The sequence below is a fragment of the Actinomycetospora aeridis genome, from assembly GCF_037400275.1.
Classification (GTDB): Bacteria; Actinomycetota; Actinomycetes; order Mycobacteriales; family Pseudonocardiaceae; genus Actinomycetospora; species Actinomycetospora aeridis.
In genome coordinates this window covers 692,068-708,756 of the sequence record NZ_JBBEGL010000004.1, presented here as the reverse complement: position 1 = coordinate 708,756, position 16,689 = coordinate 692,068, and the positions used below count along the sequence as shown (strand labels likewise).

The 16,689-nt window shown below is 73.0% G+C and carries 16 protein-coding genes; 11 read left to right on the top strand and 5 right to left on the bottom strand.

Annotation, left to right across the window (positions count from 1 at the left end; translation table 11 throughout):
* Positions 1-15 precede the first annotated feature (15 nt).
* Genes WCD41_RS18005 through WCD41_RS17980 form a run of 6 tightly spaced genes read left to right on the top strand, consistent with a single transcriptional unit; the run spans position 16 to position 7,482 of the window.
* Positions 16-897: an NADH-quinone oxidoreductase subunit J gene (locus WCD41_RS18005; RefSeq protein WP_373695150.1), complete on the top strand. Its 882-nt coding sequence runs from the start codon at positions 16-18 to the stop codon at positions 895-897.
* A complete protein-coding gene (gene nuoK, locus WCD41_RS18000) occupies positions 894-1,193 on the top strand; it encodes an NADH-quinone oxidoreductase subunit NuoK (RefSeq protein ID WP_274229991.1) in 300 nt (99 codons plus the stop codon). The genes WCD41_RS18005 and nuoK overlap by 4 nt, the downstream gene beginning before the upstream one ends.
* Positions 1,194-1,215: 22 nt before the next feature.
* Positions 1,216-3,204: an NADH-quinone oxidoreductase subunit L gene (gene nuoL / locus WCD41_RS17995; protein WP_337714888.1), complete on the top strand. Its 1,989-nt coding sequence runs from the start codon at positions 1,216-1,218 to the stop codon at positions 3,202-3,204.
* On the top strand, positions 3,201-4,832 hold the full coding sequence (locus WCD41_RS17990; protein WP_337714816.1) for an NADH-quinone oxidoreductase subunit M: 1,632 nt from the start codon (positions 3,201-3,203) through the stop codon (positions 4,830-4,832). Before nuoL ends, WCD41_RS17990 begins: the two co-directional genes overlap by 4 nt.
* A complete protein-coding gene (gene nuoN / locus WCD41_RS17985; RefSeq protein WP_337714815.1) occupies positions 4,829-6,472 on the top strand; it encodes an NADH-quinone oxidoreductase subunit NuoN in 1,644 nt (547 codons plus the stop codon). Before WCD41_RS17990 ends, nuoN begins: the two co-directional genes overlap by 4 nt.
* Complete coding sequence (locus WCD41_RS17980) at positions 6,472-7,482, top strand: polyprenyl synthetase family protein (protein WP_337714814.1); 1,011 nt, start codon at positions 6,472-6,474, stop codon at positions 7,480-7,482. Before nuoN ends, WCD41_RS17980 begins: the two co-directional genes overlap by 1 nt.
* Positions 7,483-7,675: 193 nt before the next feature.
* Here the strand turns inward: WCD41_RS17980 and rarD are convergent, their stop codons facing one another.
* The 4 genes from rarD to WCD41_RS17960 form a co-directional block, all read right to left on the bottom strand.
* Positions 7,676-8,542: an EamA family transporter RarD gene (rarD, locus tag WCD41_RS17975; protein ID WP_337714813.1), complete on the bottom strand. Its 867-nt coding sequence runs from the start codon at positions 8,540-8,542 to the stop codon at positions 7,676-7,678.
* Positions 8,543-8,579: 37 nt separating this feature from the next.
* A complete protein-coding gene (locus WCD41_RS17970; RefSeq protein WP_337714812.1) occupies positions 8,580-9,677 on the bottom strand; it encodes a 2-oxoacid:ferredoxin oxidoreductase subunit beta in 1,098 nt (365 codons plus the stop codon).
* On the bottom strand, positions 9,674-11,560 hold the full coding sequence (locus WCD41_RS17965; RefSeq protein ID WP_337714811.1) for a 2-oxoacid:acceptor oxidoreductase subunit alpha: 1,887 nt from the start codon (positions 11,558-11,560) through the stop codon (positions 9,674-9,676). The genes WCD41_RS17970 and WCD41_RS17965 overlap by 4 nt, the downstream gene beginning before the upstream one ends.
* 185 nt (positions 11,561-11,745) lie before the next feature.
* Positions 11,746-12,540 (bottom strand): enoyl-CoA hydratase-related protein, encoded by a 795-nt coding sequence (locus tag WCD41_RS17960; RefSeq protein WP_337714810.1) that lies wholly within the window; start codon positions 12,538-12,540, stop codon positions 11,746-11,748.
* Between the two features lie 53 nt (positions 12,541-12,593).
* Between WCD41_RS17960 and WCD41_RS17955 the strand changes: the two genes are divergently transcribed.
* The 5 genes from WCD41_RS17955 (at position 12,594) to WCD41_RS17935 (ending at position 15,335) form a co-directional block, all read left to right on the top strand.
* Positions 12,594-13,178, top strand: coding sequence for a PaaI family thioesterase (locus WCD41_RS17955; RefSeq protein ID WP_337714809.1), 585 nt, complete (start codon positions 12,594-12,596; stop codon positions 13,176-13,178).
* 64 nt (positions 13,179-13,242) lie between these two features.
* Entirely contained in the window at positions 13,243-14,067 is an 825-nt protein-coding gene (htpX, locus tag WCD41_RS17950) for a zinc metalloprotease HtpX (RefSeq protein WP_337714808.1), read from the top strand.
* Positions 14,068-14,242: 175 nt separating this feature from the next.
* Positions 14,243-14,626, top strand: a complete 384-nt coding sequence (locus WCD41_RS17945; RefSeq protein ID WP_337714807.1) for a VOC family protein — start codon at positions 14,243-14,245, stop codon at positions 14,624-14,626.
* Positions 14,619-15,074, top strand: coding sequence for a GNAT family N-acetyltransferase (locus WCD41_RS17940; RefSeq protein WP_337714806.1), 456 nt, complete (start codon positions 14,619-14,621; stop codon positions 15,072-15,074). Before WCD41_RS17945 ends, WCD41_RS17940 begins: the two co-directional genes overlap by 8 nt.
* A 66-nt stretch (positions 15,075-15,140) precedes the next feature.
* On the top strand, positions 15,141-15,335 hold the full coding sequence (locus WCD41_RS17935) for a hypothetical protein (protein ID WP_337714805.1): 195 nt from the start codon (positions 15,141-15,143) through the stop codon (positions 15,333-15,335).
* Here the strand turns inward: WCD41_RS17935 and WCD41_RS17930 are convergent.
* Positions 15,313-16,668, bottom strand: a complete 1,356-nt coding sequence (locus tag WCD41_RS17930; protein ID WP_337714804.1) for an NAD(P)/FAD-dependent oxidoreductase — start codon at positions 16,666-16,668, stop codon at positions 15,313-15,315. The two genes, WCD41_RS17935 and WCD41_RS17930, sit on opposite strands and share 23 nt — an antisense overlap.
* Positions 16,669-16,689 lie beyond the last annotated feature (21 nt).

The window sequence follows — 16,689 nt, the reverse complement described above, 5'->3', positions numbered from 1 at the left end:
CTGGCCGCCGCCCCGATGACGGGCGGCGGGGAGATGTCCACCGGCGAGTCGGTGGCGTTCTGGATCCTCGGGCCGGCCGCCCTCACCGGCGGCCTCGGCATGATCTTCGCGCGGAACGCGGTGCACTCGGCCCTGTGGCTCGTGATGACCATGCTCTCGCTGGGCGTGCTCTACATGGTCCAGCAGGCGCCGTTCCTCGGCTTCACGCAGATCATCGTCTACACCGGCGCGATCATGATGCTGTTCGTCTTCGTGCTCATGATGGTCGGGCGCGACGCGTCGGACAGCGTCGTCGAGGTGCTGCGCGGCCAGCGCCTGGCGGCGGCGGTGCTGGGCGTCGGGCTCGGCGGCCTCGCGGTCGCCGCCGTCACCGAGACGCTCACGGCCGTCGGGCCGGTCGGGCTCGGCCCGGGCTACGGCCCGGAGGCCCGCGGCAACGTCCAGGCGCTCGGCACGAGCATCTTCCGCGACTACCTGCTGCCCTTCGAGCTGACCTCGGCGCTGCTGATCACCGCGGCGGTCGGCGCGATGGTCTACACGTTCGCCGGGCAGGCCCGCCGCAAGCAGGCCGGCCAGCGCGAGCGCGTGGTCGAGCGCCTGCACGGCCCGCTGTCCGGCTACGGCTCCCGCTCCGGGCCCGGCGTCTTCGCGACGGCCGACTCCGTCGCCACCCCGGCGCTGCTGCCCGACGGCTCGGTCGCCCCGGCGTCGCTCTCGAAGATCATCGAGGCGACCCGCCGCGAGCGGCTCGACGCCGACATCGCCGACGTGCAGTCGGACAGCGGCCCCGCCGGTGACGTCGACGCGCGTGCCCTGCGCGGCGGCGACGGCACCGAGGTGGGCGCCGGCAGCACCCACGACCGCCTCAGCGAGGGCGACAGCGAGGGAGCCCGATGAGCCCCACCGTCTACCTGCTGCTCTCCGCGCTGCTGTTCGCCATCGGCGCGGTGGGCGTGCTGGTGCGGCGCAACGCGATCGTCGTGTTCATGTGCATCGAGCTCATGCTCAACGCCGTGAACCTGACGCTCGTCACGTTCTCCCGCATCAACGGGTCGCTCGGCGGCCAGATCATGGCCTTCTTCGTCATGGTCGTCGCCGCGGCCGAGGTCGTCGTCGGCCTCTCGATCATCATGGCCATCTTCCGCACGCGCCGGACGACCTCGGTCGACGACGCGAACCTGCTCAAGTACTAGAGGGAGAGACGTGTCGCCTCTCATGGCCGCCGCCCCGCTCCCCGAGGTGCTCCCCGCCGAGGGCGCCGCGGGCGCCGCCTGGCTCCTCGTCGCGCTGCCGGCGCTGGGCGCGCTCGTGCTGTTCGTCGGCGGGCGGCGCACCGACCGCTGGGGGCACCTCCTCGGCGTCGCAGGAGTCGTCGCGTCGTTCGCCGTCGCCGTCGTGCTGTTCGCGGGCTCGCTCGCGCTGCCCGCCGAGGAGCGCGTGCGCGACCTCGGGCTCTACGAGTGGATCGCGGTCGGCGCGCTCGACGTCGAGTTCGGGCTGCGGATCGACCCGCTGTCGCTGACGTTCGCGCTGCTCATCACCGGCGTCGGCTCGTTGATCCACATCTACTCCGTGGGCTACATGTCCCACGACCCGGACCGGCGCAAGTTCTTCGCGCAGCTCAACCTGTTCGTCGCCGCGATGCTCGTACTGGTGCTCGGCAACGGGTTCGTGACGCTCTACCTCGGCTGGGAGGGCGTCGGTCTCGCGTCGTACCTGCTCATCGGCTTCTACACAGGACGCCGCTCGGCGGGCAGCGCGGCCAAGAAAGCGTTCCTGATGAACCGCGTCGGGGACGTCGGGCTCGCGCTGGCGATCTTCCTGTTGTTCCTCGAGCTCGGCACCACCCAGTACGGCGAGGTGTTCGCGCGCGCCGGGGAGATCTCGCCGGGCGCGCTGACCGCGATCACGCTGCTCCTGCTGCTCGGCGCCTGCGGCAAGTCCGGCCAGTTCCCGCTGCAGGCCTGGCTCCCCGACGCCATGGAGGGCCCGACCCCGGTGTCGGCGCTCATCCACGCGGCCACGATGGTCACCGCCGGCGTCTACCTCATCGCCCGCGCGAACCCGCTCTACGACCTGGCGCCGGTCGGGCAGCTCGTCGTCACGATCATCGGCGCGATCACCCTGGTGCTCGGCGCGATCATCGGCTGCGCGTACGACGACATCAAGAAGGTCCTCGCGTACTCCACGGTCAGCCAGATCGGCTACATGATGCTGGCGGTCGGGCTCGGGCCGGTCGGGTACGCCGCGGCGCTCGCCCACCTGCTCGCCCACGGCTTCTTCAAGGCCGGGCTGTTCCTCGGCGCCGGCTCGGTGATGCACGGGATGGCCGACGAGACCGACATGCGCCGCTTCGGCGGGCTGTGGCGTCACATGCCGGTGACGTTCTGGACGTTCACCGCGGGCTTCCTGGCCCTGATCGGCTTCCCGTTCCTGTCGGGCTTCTACACGAAGGACCTGATCATCGAGGCCTCGCTGACGGCGGGGCCGGTGGCCGGCTGGATCTTCGGCATCGCCACGCTGGGGGCGGCCGGGCTCACCGCGTTCTACATGACGCGCCTGATGCTCATGACGTTCTTCGGGCCGGAGCGCTGGAAGGACCTGCACCCCCGCCGGATCGACGGCGCCGACCTCGAGGACCCGCCCGAGCACTACCACCCGCACGAGTCGGTCGCGTCCATGACGGCGCCGATGGTGCTGCTCGCGATCGGCTCGGTGGGGGCCGGGGCGTTCCTCGTCGGGGGCGAGCGTCTGGGCCACTACCTGGAGGCCTCGATCGGCGTCCCGGTCGAGCCCCACGACCTGCCCGCGGCGTTCCCGGTCGGGCTGGTGCCCTACGTCGCGACCGTGATGATGCTGGCCGGGGCCGGCCTCGCCTACCTGCTCGTCGGGCGCCGCGAGGTGCCGGTCGAGCGCCCGCAGCGGGTCAGCCTGCCGGTGCGGGCCGCCCGCGCCGACCTGTTCGCCAACACGATCAACGAGGGCCTCATCGCCCGCCCGGGCATCTGGCTGTCCCGCGCGCTGGTCTACCTCGACAACCGCGGCGTCGACGGCGCCGTCAACGGCACCGCCGCCCTGCTGGGCGGCACGTCGGGCCGGCTGCGGCGCACGCAGACCGGCTTCGTCCGCTCCTACGCCCTGACCATCCTCGGAGGTTCCGTCGTGCTCGTCGCGGCCCTGCTCGCCGTGGGCGGCATCGGATGAGCGCGCTGCTCCTGGCCCTGCTGCTGGTCCCGCTGGTCGGGGCCGCGGTGTGCGGCGTCATGGCGCGCCGGGAGGACCTCGACCGGGCCGCCCGCGCGGTCGGCCTCGGGGTCGCCGGCGTCTCGCTGGTGCTCGTGGTGATCATCTGGTCGCTGTTCCGGACCGGCCCGGGGACACCCCGCTTCCAGGGCGAGCTCGCCGTGGACTGGATCCCGGCGTTCGGCACGCGCTTCGCGCTCGGGCTCGACGGCATCGCGCTGACGATGATCGCGCTGCTGGCCGTGCTCGTCCCGATCGTGCTGGTGTTCGCGGCGGCCGACAAGCTGCCCGCCGGCCGCACGGGGGCCGGGTTCACCGCGCTGATCCTCGCGACCCAGGGCGTGCTCGTCGGCGTGTTCGCCGCGACGGACGTGTTCCTGTTCTACGTCCTGTTCGAGGCGATGCTCATCCCGATGTACTTCCTCATCGGGCGCTTCGGCGGACCCCGCCGCCAGTACGCCGCGGTGAAGTTCTTCCTGTACTCGTTCCTCGGCGGCCTGATCATGCTCGCGTCGGTGATCGGGCTGTTCGTCGCGAGCGACACCCGCCTGGGCCAGGGCACGTTCGACTGGACGGCGCTGCAGGGCATGGCCGCGCAGCTGCCGCTGTCGACCCAGATCCCGCTCTTCCTCGGGTTCTTCGCCGCGTTCGCGATCAAGGCGCCGCTGGTGCCGTTCCACACCTGGCTGCCCGACGCCGGTGCCGAGGCCCCGATCGCGGGCAGCATCATCCTGCTGGGCCTGCTCGACAAGGTCGGCACCTTCGGCTTCCTGCGCTACACGCTGCCGCTGTTCCCGGCCGCGTCGCAGGAGCTCGCCCCGCTGGTGCTCACGCTCGCCGTCATCGGCGTGCTCTACGGCGCCCTGCTCGCCGCCGCGCAGACCGACCTCAAGCGCTTCGTCGCCTACACGTCGATCGCGCACTTCGGCTTCATCGCGCTGGGCATCTTCGCGTTCTCGTCGCAGTCGCTCACCGGGTCGGCGCTCTACATGGTCAACCACGGCATCTCGACGGCCATGCTGTTCCTCGTCGTGGGCCTGCTGATCCGCCGCGGCGGGACGGCCGACATGACCGAGTACGGCGGCGTCGGACGGGCCGCGCCGCTGCTGGCCGGGATGTTCCTCGTCGCGGGGCTCTCCACGATCGCCCTGCCCGGCACGAACTCCTTCGTCAGCGAGTTCCTCGTGCTGCTGGGGTCGTTCCCGCGCGAGCCGGCGTTCACGGTCGTCGCGACGGTCGGCATCGTCTTCGCCGCGCTCTACATGCTCTGGGTCTTCCAGCGCACGATGACCGGCCCGCTGCGCGGCGCCGCGGTCGTCGGCGACGGACCGGGCGCAGCCTCGGCGGCCACTCTCGGGGCCGACACGGGTGACGACTCGTGGATGCGGCGCACCACCGCCCGCTTCGGCGACCTGACCCGCGGCGAGGTCGCTCTGCTGACCCCGCTGGTCGCCCTCGTGCTGGTGCTCGGCTTCTTCCCCGGCCCCGTGCTCGACGTCCTCGAGCCGACGGTGGCGGCGACCATGACCGAAGTCGGCGTGCCCGATCCCGTGACCCCGCCCGCCCCGACCAACGGAGTGCCGCGATGACCGGACCCCTGGCGCCCGCGTTCCCGACGGTCGACTACGGCGCGATCGCGCCCGTCCTGATCGTCCTCGGCGGGGCGTGCGTCTCGGTGCTCCTCGAGGCCCTGCTGCCGTGGCGCTCGCGCGGCCGGGTGCAGCTCGGGCTGACGCTCACCATCGTCGTCGTGGGCCTGCTCGCCGTGATCGTGCGGGCCACGTCGGGCGCCCCGGCCGTCACGACCCTGTCCGGCGCGCTGGCCGTCGACGGCCCGTCGCTGTTCCTGTGGGGCACGCTGCTCGCCCTGGCCGTGCCGAGCGTGCTGCTGCTCGCCGACCGCTCCGTCGAGCCCGGCGGGGCGTTCGTGGCCGACCCGATCGCCCTCGGCGAGGCCGAGGAGAAAGAGCGGGTGGCCGTCGGCGCCCGGTCCGGGGGCGGCTCGTCGGGTCGGGCGCGCGCGGGCGGGTCGGGTGGCTCCGGGCGTGACGGCTCCCGCAACCGGCGCGGCCGCGACGCCGTCGCGGGCCAGACCGAGGTCTACCCGCTGGTCCTGTTCGCCCTCGGCGGCATGCTCGTCTTCTGCGCCGCGGACGACCTGCTGACGATGTTCATCGCCCTCGAGGTGCTCAGCCTGCCGCTGTACCTGCTGTGCGGGCTCGCCCGGCGCCGGCGGCTGATGAGCCAGGAGTCGGCGGTCAAGTACTTCCTGCTCGGGGCGTTCTCGTCGGCGTTCTTCCTCTACGGCCTCGCGCTGCTCTACGGCTACGCGGACTCGGTGAAGCTCACCGACATCTCCCAGGCGGCCGCCGGCTCGCTGCGCCCGGACTCGCTGCTGTTCGGCGGGCTCGCGCTGCTCGTGGTCGGCCTGCTGTTCAAGGCGTCGGTCGGCCCGTTCCACACGTGGACCCCGGACGTCTACCAGGGCGCGCCGACGTCGGTGACGGCGTTCATGGCGGCCTGCACCAAGGTGGCCGCGTTCGGCGCCATCCTGCGGGTGCTCACCGTCGCGTTCGGCTCCACGGTGTGGGAGTGGCGCGGGGTGCTGTGGGCCGTCGCCATCGTGTCGATGGTGGTCGGGGCCGTGCTCGGGCTCACGCAGACCGACGTCAAGCGCATGATCGCGTACTCGTCGGTGGCCCACGCCGGCTTCCTGCTGCTGGGCGCGATGGCCATCACGCCGGCGGGGCTCTCGGCGACGCTGTTCTACCTGCTGGCCTACGGGTTCACCACCGTCGCGCTGTTCGGGCTGGTCTCGCTCGTGCGCGGGTCCGACGGCGAGGCGACGCACCTCTCGGCGTGGGCGGGGCTCGGGAAGCGCTCGCCGGTGGTCGCCGCGGCGGTGACGTTCCTCATGCTGGCGCTGGCCGGAATCCCGCTGACCAGCGGCTTCACCGCCAAGTTCGCGGTGTTCAGCGCGGCCCTCGCCGACGGCATGACGCCGCTGGTCATCGTGGCCCTGGTGGTCAGCGCGGTGGCCGCGTTCTTCTACCTGCGGCTCATCGTGCTCATGTACTTCTCGGAGCCCGCCGCGGACGGCCCGACCGTCAGCGTGCCTGGCCCCTTCACGACGGTGGCGATCACACTGGGGGTCGTGGTGACCCTGCTGCTCGGCGTCGTGCCGACCGCCGTCCTCGGATGGGCCGACGGCCTGTCCTTCCTGGGCTGATGACCGGCCCCCAACTGACCCAGGTCGCGGGACTGCCGATCTCCGACCCCGAGCTCGCCGCGGCCGTGACCGACGGCCTCGACCGCGTCGAGGACCTGCTGCGCCGCGAGGTGCACAGCGACTACCGGTTCGTCACCGACACCTCGCTGCACCTCATCGAGGCCGGCGGGAAGCGGTTCCGGCCGCTGCTGACCCTGCTGGCCGCGCAGCTGGCCGGGGGGACCTCCGACGACGTCGTGGTGGCGGCGACGTCGGTGGAGCTCGTGCACCTGGCGACGCTCTACCACGACGACGTCATGGACGAGGCCGTCATGCGCCGCGGCGCGGACAGCGCCAACGCGCGGTGGGACAACTCCGTCGCGATCCTCACCGGCGACTACCTGTTCGCCCACGCCTCGCGGCTGGTCTCGCAGCTCGGGCCGGAGGCGGTGCGGATCATCGCCGAGACGTTCGCCGAGCTCGTCACGGGCCAGATGCGCGAGACGCGCGGTCCCCGCGACGGCGAGGACGCGGTCGAGCACTACCTGGCCGTGGTGGCGGAGAAGACGGGCTCGCTGATCGCCACCTCGGGACGCTTCGGGGCGATGTTCGCGGGTGCGACGCCGGAGCAGGTGGCCGCGATGCGCCGTTTCGGGGAGATCATCGGAACGGCGTTCCAGGTCTCCGACGACATCATCGACATCGCCTCGCCGTCCGGGGACTCGGGCAAGACCCCGGGCACCGACCTGCGGGAGGGCGTCGCGACGCTGCCGGTGCTCTACGCGCTCGCGGGCGACGGTCCGGAGGTGCCGCGGCTGCGCGAGCTGGGCGTGGGCACCCGCGAGCTGGGCGACCCGGAGGTCGGCGAGGCGCTGGAGCTGCTGCGTGGCTCGCGGGGGCTCGACGAGGCACGGGCGTCCCTCGCCGCGAGCGCCGACGAGGCCCGCGCCGAGCTGGCGACCCTGCCCGACGGCCCCGCCCGCCAGGCCCTCGCGGCCCTCCTCGACTACACGGTCGCGCGCACCGGCTGACCCATGTGAGCACTTTCCGGGCCGATAGGCCCGGAAAGTGCTCACATAGCCGGACGGGTCAGCCCTGGTAGCCCACGAGGCGGCGCGGCTCGGCGCGGCCGACGAGGCCCCGCGGTGAACTCCACGACGACGAGGAGGACGCACCACCGCAGCCGGCCAACAGGGGTGATCTTCCCGGTGACGGCCGGGAAGGTCACGCGCGGGCGCGGAGCGCGTCGGTGGTGAACAGGACCAGGGCCGCCCAGACCAGGCCCACCCCGATCCACCGCGACACCGGCATCGGCTCGTCGCCCACCACCACGCCGTAGAGGAACTGCAGCGTCGGGTTGATGTACTGCAGCACGCCCAGCGTCGCCAGCGTCAGCCGTTGCGCCCCGGCCGCGAAGAGCAGCAGCGGGATCGCGGTGATCGGCCCGGCGGCCATGAGCAGCAGGACGTGCCCGACGCCGTGGCCGGTGAAGGTCCCGGCGCCGACGACCTGCAGGACGACGAGGAACGCGATGGCCACGGGCCCGAGCAGGAAGCCCTCGGCGGTCAGCCCGGGGATCGGGTCGAGCGGCACCCGCTTCTTGACCAGGCCGTAGGTGCCGAAGCTCAGCGCCAGCACGATCGAGATCCACGGCAGGCGGCCGGTGCCGACGGTGAGGACGACGACCGCCGCCACCGCCATCCCGATCGCCACCCACTGCGCGGGCCGCAGCCGCTCGCCCAGCACGAGCACCGCGAGCAGCACCGACACGAGTGGCGTCGTGTAGTAGCCCAGCGAGGAGTCGACGACGTGGTCGTGGGTGGCCGCCCAGATGTAGGTGCCCCAGTTGGCCGCGATCAGCACCGAGCCCGCGGTGATCAGCAGCCACGTCCGGGCCGGCAGCCCCCGCAGGTCCGACCACCGCCGGGCGACGGTGATGACCCCGAGCATCCCGACCAGCGTCCACGCGACGCGGTGGGCGAGGGACTCGAGGGCGCTCGCCGGGGCCAGGAACGGCCAGAACGCCGGCGAGAAGCCCCACAGCGTGTACGCGGTGATCGCCGCGGCGTACCCGCGACCCGCACCCGGCACGGCCGCCCCGGTGCGGGGCGCCGTGTCGGGTGCGGTGCTACTGCTCGTTCTCGGGCTCCGGCATCACGGCCCAGGTGTCCCTGCCGGAGAGCAGCGCCTGGAGCGTGTCGCCCCGCTGCTGCGCCTGCTCGGTGGCCGTCGCGACCTGCGCCCGCGCACCGTCGTCGTAGGTCGGGCGGTCGACCTTGCGGAAGATGCCCGTGACGGTGTGGGTGAGGTCCTGGTCGGAGAGCCGCGAGAGCGCGAACGACTGCGTCGGGTCCTGCTCGCCGGCGCGGTGGACGACGATCGCGTCCTGTCCGACGTCGGCCACCCGGGCGACCTCGAGCCCGCCCGAGGCCGACCGCACGACGCCGTGCTCGCCCTCGTTGCCGAAGGTGATCGGCTCGCCGTCGACGAGCTTGATCAGCCGCTCGGCCACGTCGTCGCCCTTGCGCAGGACGTCGAACGACCCGTCGTTGAAGATCGGGCAGTCCTGGAAGATCTCGACCAGCGAGGCGCCGCGGTGCGCGGCGGCCTGGCGCAGGACCTCGGTGAGCCCCTTGCGGTCGGAGTCCAGCGCCCGGCCCACGAACGTCGCCTCGGCGCCCAGGGCCAGCGACACCGGGTTGAACGGGGCGTCGACCGAGCCCATCGGCGTCGACTTGGTGACCTTGCCGACCTCGGAGGTCGGCGAGTACTGGCCCTTCGTCAGGCCGTAGATCCTGTTGTTGAACAGCAGGATCGTGATGTTCATGTTGCGGCGCAGCGCGTGGATCAGGTGGTTGCCCCCGATCGACAGCGCGTCGCCGTCACCCGTGACGACCCAGACCGAGAGGTCCGGGCGCGACACGGCCAGGCCGGTCGCGATCGTCGGCGCACGCCCGTGGATCGAGTGCATGCCGTAGGTGTCGAGGTAGTACGGGAAGCGCGACGAGCAGCCGATGCCCGAGACGAACACGATGTTCTCGCGCTTGAGCCCCAGCTCCGGCAGGAACCCGCGCACGGACGCGAGCACGGCGTAGTCGCCGCAGCCCGGGCACCAGCGGACCTCCTGGTCGGAGGTGTAGTCCTTGGCCTTCTGCGTCTCGTCGGTGGTGGGGACGAGGTCGAGACCCCCACCGAACGAGGGCTGGCCGAGTTCGACGGCGGTCATGCGGGCAGGTCCCCCTTCACGGCGTCGGTGAGCACGCCGGCGAGCTCCTCGGCCTGGAACGGCAGGCCGGCGACCTTGGTGTACGAGTGCGCGTCCACGAGGAACCGCGCGCGCAGCAGCATCGAGAGCTGCCCGAGGTTCATCTCCGGCACGACCACCCGGCGGTAGGAGCGCAGCACGTCGCCGAGGTTCTTCGGCATCGGGTTGAGGTGGCGCAGGTGGGCCTGGGCCACCGACATGCCGGCCGCGCGGACGCGGCGGCACGCCGCGCCGATCGGGCCGTACGACGAGCCCCAGCCGATGACGAGGACCTCGGCGTCCCCGTCGGGGTCGTCGACGGTGAGGTCGGGGACCGGGATGCCGTCGATCTTGGCCTGGCGCAGCCGGACCATGCGGTCGTGGTTGTCCGGGTCGTAGGAGATCGTCCCGCGGCCGTCGGCCTTCTCGAGACCGCCGATGCGGTGCTCGAGGCCCGCCGTGCCCGGGATCGCCCACGGGCGGGCCAGGGTGTCGGCGTCGCGCAGGTAGGGCCAGAACTCGCCGGACCCGTCGGGGGCGTTCGGCTCGGTGGCGAACGTCGTGGAGAGGTCCGGCAGGTCGGCCACGTCGGGGATGGCCCACGGCTCGGAGCCGTTGGCGATCGCGCCGTCGGAGAGCAGGAACACCGGCGTGCGGTAGGTCAGCGCCATCCGCACCGCGTCCAGGGCGGCGTCGAAGCAGTCGGCGGGCGACTGCGGGGCGATGATCGGCACCGGCGCCTCGCCGTTGCGCCCGTACATCGCCTGCAGCAGGTCGGCCTGCTCGGTCTTGGTGGGCAGGCCCGTCGACGGGCCGCCGCGCTGCACGTCGAGGATCAGCAGCGGCAGCTCGAGGGCCACCGCGAGACCGATCGTCTCCGACTTCAGCGCGACACCGGGACCGGACGTCGACGTGACGCCGAGCGCGCCGCCGAACGACGCGCCGAGCGCCGCACCGATGCCGGCGATCTCGTCCTCGGCCTGGAACGTCGTGACGCCCATGCCCTTGTGCTTCGAGAGCTCGTGCAGGACGTCCGAGGCCGGCGTGATCGGGTAGGTCCCGAGGAACACCGGCAGCTTCGACTGCTGCCCCGCGGCGACGACGCCGTAGGCGAGCGCGAGGTTGCCGGTGATCTGGCGGTAGGTGCCCTCGGCCAGGCGCGCCGGGGCGACCTCGAAGGTGACCGCGAAGCTCTCGGTGGTCTCGCCGTAGTTCCACCCGGCGCGGAAGGCGAGGATGTTGGCCTCGGCGAGCTCCGGCTTCTTCGCGAACTTCTCGCGCAGGAACTGCTCGGTGCCCTCGGTGCCGCGGTGGTACATCCACGAGAGCAGGCCGAGCGCGAACATGTTCTTCGCGCGCTCGGCGTCCTTCTTGCTCATCCCGGTCGGCTCGAGCGCCCCGCGCGTCAGCGTCGCCATCGCGACCTGGTGCGTCGTGTAGGGCTCGAGCGAGTCGTCCTCGAGGGGGTTGGACTCGTAGCCGACCTTCGCGAGGTTGCGCTTGGTGAACTCGTCGGTGTTGACGATGAGCATCCCGCCGTGCGGGAGGTCGGCGATGTTCGCCTTCAGCGCGGCCGGGTTCATCGCCACCAGGACGTCGGGGCGGTCGCCCGGGGTGAGGATGTCGTAGTCCGCGAAGTGGAGCTGGAAGCTCGACACCCCGGGGAGCGTCCCGGCAGGGGCGCGGATCTCGGCGGGGAAGTTGGGCAGTGTGGCGAGGTCGTTGCCGAACGCCGCGGCCTCGGAGGTGAACCGGTCACCGGTCAGCTGCATGCCGTCCCCGGAGTCGCCCGCGAAGCGGATGACGACCCGATGGGTCTGGCGCACCTCCCGACTCGGCGGCCCGACGGCGGTGTCAGTGCTCATCGAGCTCTTCCGTCCCTTCGCACTCCTCGTGGTACGTCCCCTCGATCAGGAGCGGACTACTCAGGCTAACCTCACCGCTCCGTCACCGTCGGGCGGCTGGTCGTGGGTCACAGGCTGGACCGAAAAAGGACGATCGTGCACGGTCGGTGTTCCGCGTGGCGGTCCTGCCTGGTCCCTTCGGACGCCTACTTCTTCCCGGTCGCCGCGCGCACCCGGGCGAGCCCCTCGCGGAAGCCCTCCGAGCGCAGCGACTCCAGCTGCGGCCCGACCTCGACGGCGACGGCGTCGCGGTGCCGGTCGAGCTGCCCGGTGGCACGGATGCTGGCCTTGGTGGCGACGACGAGCTCGCGCGGCGCCTGCGCCGACGTCGCCGCCATGCGCAGCGCCTCGGTGACGGCCGCGGAGCGACCGTCGGCGCCCTCCCCGGTGGCGACCTTGACGACCAGGCCCAGCTCGGCGGCCCGGGCCGCGTCGAGGCCCTCGCCGCCGAGCAGCATCGCCGTCGTCACCTGCGGGCCCACGATCCGCTGCGCCATCCACGTCATCCCGCCCCCGGGGTGCACGCCGAGGCGCAGGAACCCGGGCTCGAAGCGGGCGGTCTCGCCGGCGATGCGGACGTCCGCGGCGAGCGCGAGGTTGAGCCCCGCGCCCACGGCGGGCCCGTCGACGGCCGCGAACGTCGGCAGCGGGCACTCGGCGAGCGCCAGGAAGCCCGCGTAGATGTGCTGCAGCGCGTCGGGCCCCGCCTCGCCCGCCGCCGCGAGCTCGTCGAGGTCGCCGCCGGCGCAGAACGCGGGCTTCGGGTCGTCGTCGCCGGTGACGACGACGGCGCCCACCGACTCGTCGGCCCCGACCTCGTCGAGGACGGCCACGAGGCGCTCGGAGAGGGCGCCGGTCATCGCGTTGCGGCGCTTCGGGTCGGAGACGGTGAGCAGCGCCACGCCGTCGAGACGCTCCACGCGGACATCGGGGTCGGCCATGGCCCTCAGCATGCCGTGCACGTGACGCGGCTCGCGGCCCGGGAGTCGTTGCCATGGGTAACGTCTGGCGCGTGCCGATCTCGATCGACCCGCCGGCGGACGCCGAGCCGCCGCAGCGCAACCCCAAGGCGCCCGCGCCGGGCGAGCGGACCACCTCGCACTACGAGGGGTGCCGCGGCTGCGGTGACGTCCCCGGCAGCCTGCGCGTCCGCTCGTGGGTCGGCGACGACGGGATCTCCGTGGTCAGCCGCTTCGACGTCCTCGACGAGCACCAGGGCGCGCCCGGCCTCCTGCACGGCGGGATGCTGATGACCGCGTTCGACGACGCCCTCGGCACGGCCTACACGCAGGTCACGCGCTCCGCGGTGACCGCGCGCCTGGAGACCGACTTCCGGCGCCCGGTCCCGGTCGGCACGACGCTGTGGCTGCGCTCGCGCGTGGACGCCAAGGTGGGCCGCAAGATCTACGTCTCCGGCTCGGCCCACCTCGGCGGGCTCGACGGCGAGGTGGCCGGCACCGCCCGGGCGCTGTTCCTCAAGGTCGGCGTCGAGCACTTCCTGCGCCACGGCCGTCCCGAGGACCTCGAGGCCCTCGGTGCGTCCCGCGAGGTGATCGAGGCCGCCCGCGCGGCGCCCTGAGCAGGGAACGGCCGTTGCGGCGGCCACGTTGTCCCTTGCGGGAGATCCGCCTGGGGAGGTCGTCGTGAAGAACGGGCTGAAGACGGCCGCCCTGCTGGGCGTGCTCAGCGCGATCGTGCTGGTCATCGGCTCGCTGTTCGGCCGCACCGGCCTGCTCGTCGCGCTCGTCGTCGCCCTCGGCGTCAACGGCTACGCGTACTTCTTCTCCGACCGCCTGGCCCTCCGCGCGATGCACGCCCGCCCGGTCAGCGAGGCCGAGCAGCCCGCGATGTACCGGATCGTCCGCGAGCTCGCGACCGGGGCGCACCAGCCGATGCCGCGGCTCTACGTCAGCCCCACCGAGGCACCCAACGCCTTCGCCACCGGCCGCAACCCGCGCAACGCCGCGGTGTGCGCGACGACCGGCATCCTCACGCTGCTCGACGAGCGCGAGCTGCGCGGCGTCCTGGGCCACGAGCTCTCGCACGTCTACCACCGCGACATCCTCATCTCCTCGGTCGCGGGCGCGCTCTCGAGCGTCGTGTCCTATCTCGTGCTCGCCGCCCAGCTCTTCGGCGGCAACCGGAACGTCCTGGCGACCCTGGCCGTCGCGATCATCGGGCCCTTCGCGGCCGCGATCGTCCAGATGTCGATCAGCCGGTCGCGGGAGTACCAGGCCGACGCCAGTGGCGCGGCGCTGACGCACGACCCGCTGGCCCTGGCCTCGGCGCTGCGCAAGCTGCAGTACGGCACGGCCGTGGCGCCCCTGCCGCCCGACCCGCAGCTGGTGAGCCAGTCGCACCTGATGATCGCCAACCCGTTCCGGCCGGGCGAGGGCCTCTCGCGCCTGTTCTCGACCCACCCGCCGCTCGAGGACCGCATCGCCCGCCTCGAGGCCCTCGCCCGCTGAGACACGGGGTGTGTCAGCCTGGGACTTGGACGCTGACGTTCAACGTCAGGAAATCCCCCACCTCGCGGTGGCCTTGACGGGGCCCGCCGGTCACGGTCGGATGGGCCCAGCGTCGCGTCCGGGCCGGTGTCAGGCCGGCGGATGGAGGCGCCGGAGCCCTGGAGTCACCCACCCCATGGCTGTTCGCATCGACCACCTCGCGCTCGCCGCCCACGACGCGCAGGAATCCGCCCAGTTCCTCGCCCACGTCCTCGGCCTGCCCGACCCACATCCCTGGGGGCCGTTCATCGCCGTCGACGTCGACGACACCTTCACCATCGACTACGCCGCCCCGCCCATCGAATGGCCCGGCCAGCACGTCGCGTTCCTGATCAGCGAGGACGAGTTCGACGTCGTCCTGGCGAAGCTCCAGTACCGCGGCATCACGTACTGGGCTGACCCGCAGCAACGGTGGGTCGGCGAGTACAACACCCACGACGGCGGCCGCGGCCTGTACTTCGACGACCCCGGCGGGCACCACTTCGAGGTGATCACCCGCCGCTACGGCTCCGGTGGGTGAGGTCCGGCGGGCCGGGCCCGCCGACGCCGGGATCGTCGCGACGCTGCTCGACGACTTCAACACCGAGTTCGACACCCCGACGCCGGGAGTCGAGGTGCTGACGCGCCGGCTGACCGAGCGATTGCCGGGCGACGGCCTCGTCGCCCTGCTCCACGGGGACCCTCCCGACGGGCTGGCGGTCGTCTCGTTCCGGCCCAACGCCTGGTTCGACGGCCCGGTCGCGCTGCTCGACGAGCTCTACGTGCGCCCGGACCGTCGCGGCCGGCGGATCGGGCACGCGCTCCTGTCGGCCGTCGAGGCCCTGGCGGCCGAGCGGGGCGGGCGGATCGTCGAGGTCAACGTCGACGGCGAGGACACCGACGCCCGCCGCTTCTACGCCGCGCACGGCTACGCGTTCATCGAGCCCGGCGCGACCGAGCCGAGCTACTACTACGCCAAGGAGTGGTGACGACCCCGGGACGGACCGGGGCTCGACCCCGAGGTGCCGGCTCCCGCGGCCCGCGACGGTGTCCCCATGACGATCACCGCACCGGACGTCCGGCTCGCCGACGGGTCCGCGGACCCGACGCCCGGCGTCCGCCACCTGCTCGTGGCGGTCCTGCACGACGACGCCGAGGACGCGTCGCAGGTCCTGCACGCCCTCGACGTCGACGTCGAGCACCTGCGCACGCTGGCCCGCCGCGAGCTCACGGGGAGCCGCCCGGCGTGAGCTCGGCGATCGCCGCCCGGGTCGCCGCGGGGTCGAGGTACTCGTCGGTGTGCTCGAACTCCGCGAGGCGCCCGCTCGCGCCCGTCAGGAAACCGAGCCGGACCGCACTCGCGCCGTGCAGCGCATCCAGCGCCCACGCCGACGCGACCCGCGCCATCGCCGCCGGGGCCCGCATGGCCCACAGGTGATAGGCCCGGGTCACCCCCGCCGCGACCCCGCCGGTGAGATCGATCCCGAACGGCTTGGCGACGGCGTCGGCACCCCCGAGGTCGACGACCATGCCGAGGTCGCGGTGGCGGTACTCCCGCGTCGGGCGCCCGGCCAGGCCGGCGGCGACGTTGTCGGCGGCGACGGGCGCCTGACGGGCGGCGTGCTGGGCCGTCGGCGGGCAGACGGCGCCGTGCCCGGTCGCGAGGTCGGGCGCCGCCGCGGCGTCCCCGATGGCGAGCACCTCCGGGCGTCCGGGCACCGACAGGTCCGCCTCCACCACCAGCCGGCCGTGGTCGGTGGCGGCGTCCAGGTGCGACATCAGCGGGCTGGGGGAGACGCCCGCGGTCCAGATCAGCGTCTGCGTCGCGAGGCGGCGGCCGTCCGAGAGCGTCGCCGACGCGTCGTCGACCGCCGTCAGGCTCGTCCCGAGGTCGACGTGGATGCCGCGCGACTCGAGCACCCGCCTGGTGTCCTCCCCGAGGCGGTCGCCGAGGCCCGGCATGAGGCCGTCGTGGTGCTGCACGACGTGCCACTGCACGAGTTCCGGGTCGAGGCGGGGGAACCGCCGGGCGAGCGCGGTGGTCATCAGCTGCAGGTTGGCCGCCGTCTCGACCCCGGCGTAACCGCCGCCGACGACGACGAAGCGGCAGCGGCGCGCGCGCTCCTCGGGGTCGTCGGACGTGTTCGCGACCTCGAGCTGGCCCAGCACGTGGTCGCGCAGGTACGCGGCCTCGGCGAGCGTCTTGCAGCCGCGGCCGTACTCCCGCAGGCCGGGGACGTCCATGACCTTCGTGACGCTGCCGGGCGCGAGCACCAGCCGGTCGTAGGCGAGGACCTGCGGGTTGCCGGTGATGCTCCGGACGAGCACCTGACGGGCGTCCAGGTCGACGCCCGTCGCCCGCCCGGGCACCAGCACCGTCCGGCGCAGCCGTCGCGACAACGACACGACCGCCGCCGGCGCCGGCAGCAGACCGGCCGCCACCTGGGGCAGCAGCGGGAGGTAGAGCATGTAGTCGTCGGGGCAGACGAGCCGGATGTCGGCCTCCGGCCGGAGCTTCTCCAGCCGCCGCGCCACACCCGCCCCCGCGAAGCCGCCCCCGACGACGACGATCCGCTCGCTCATGGCGCTCTGCCTACCCCACGC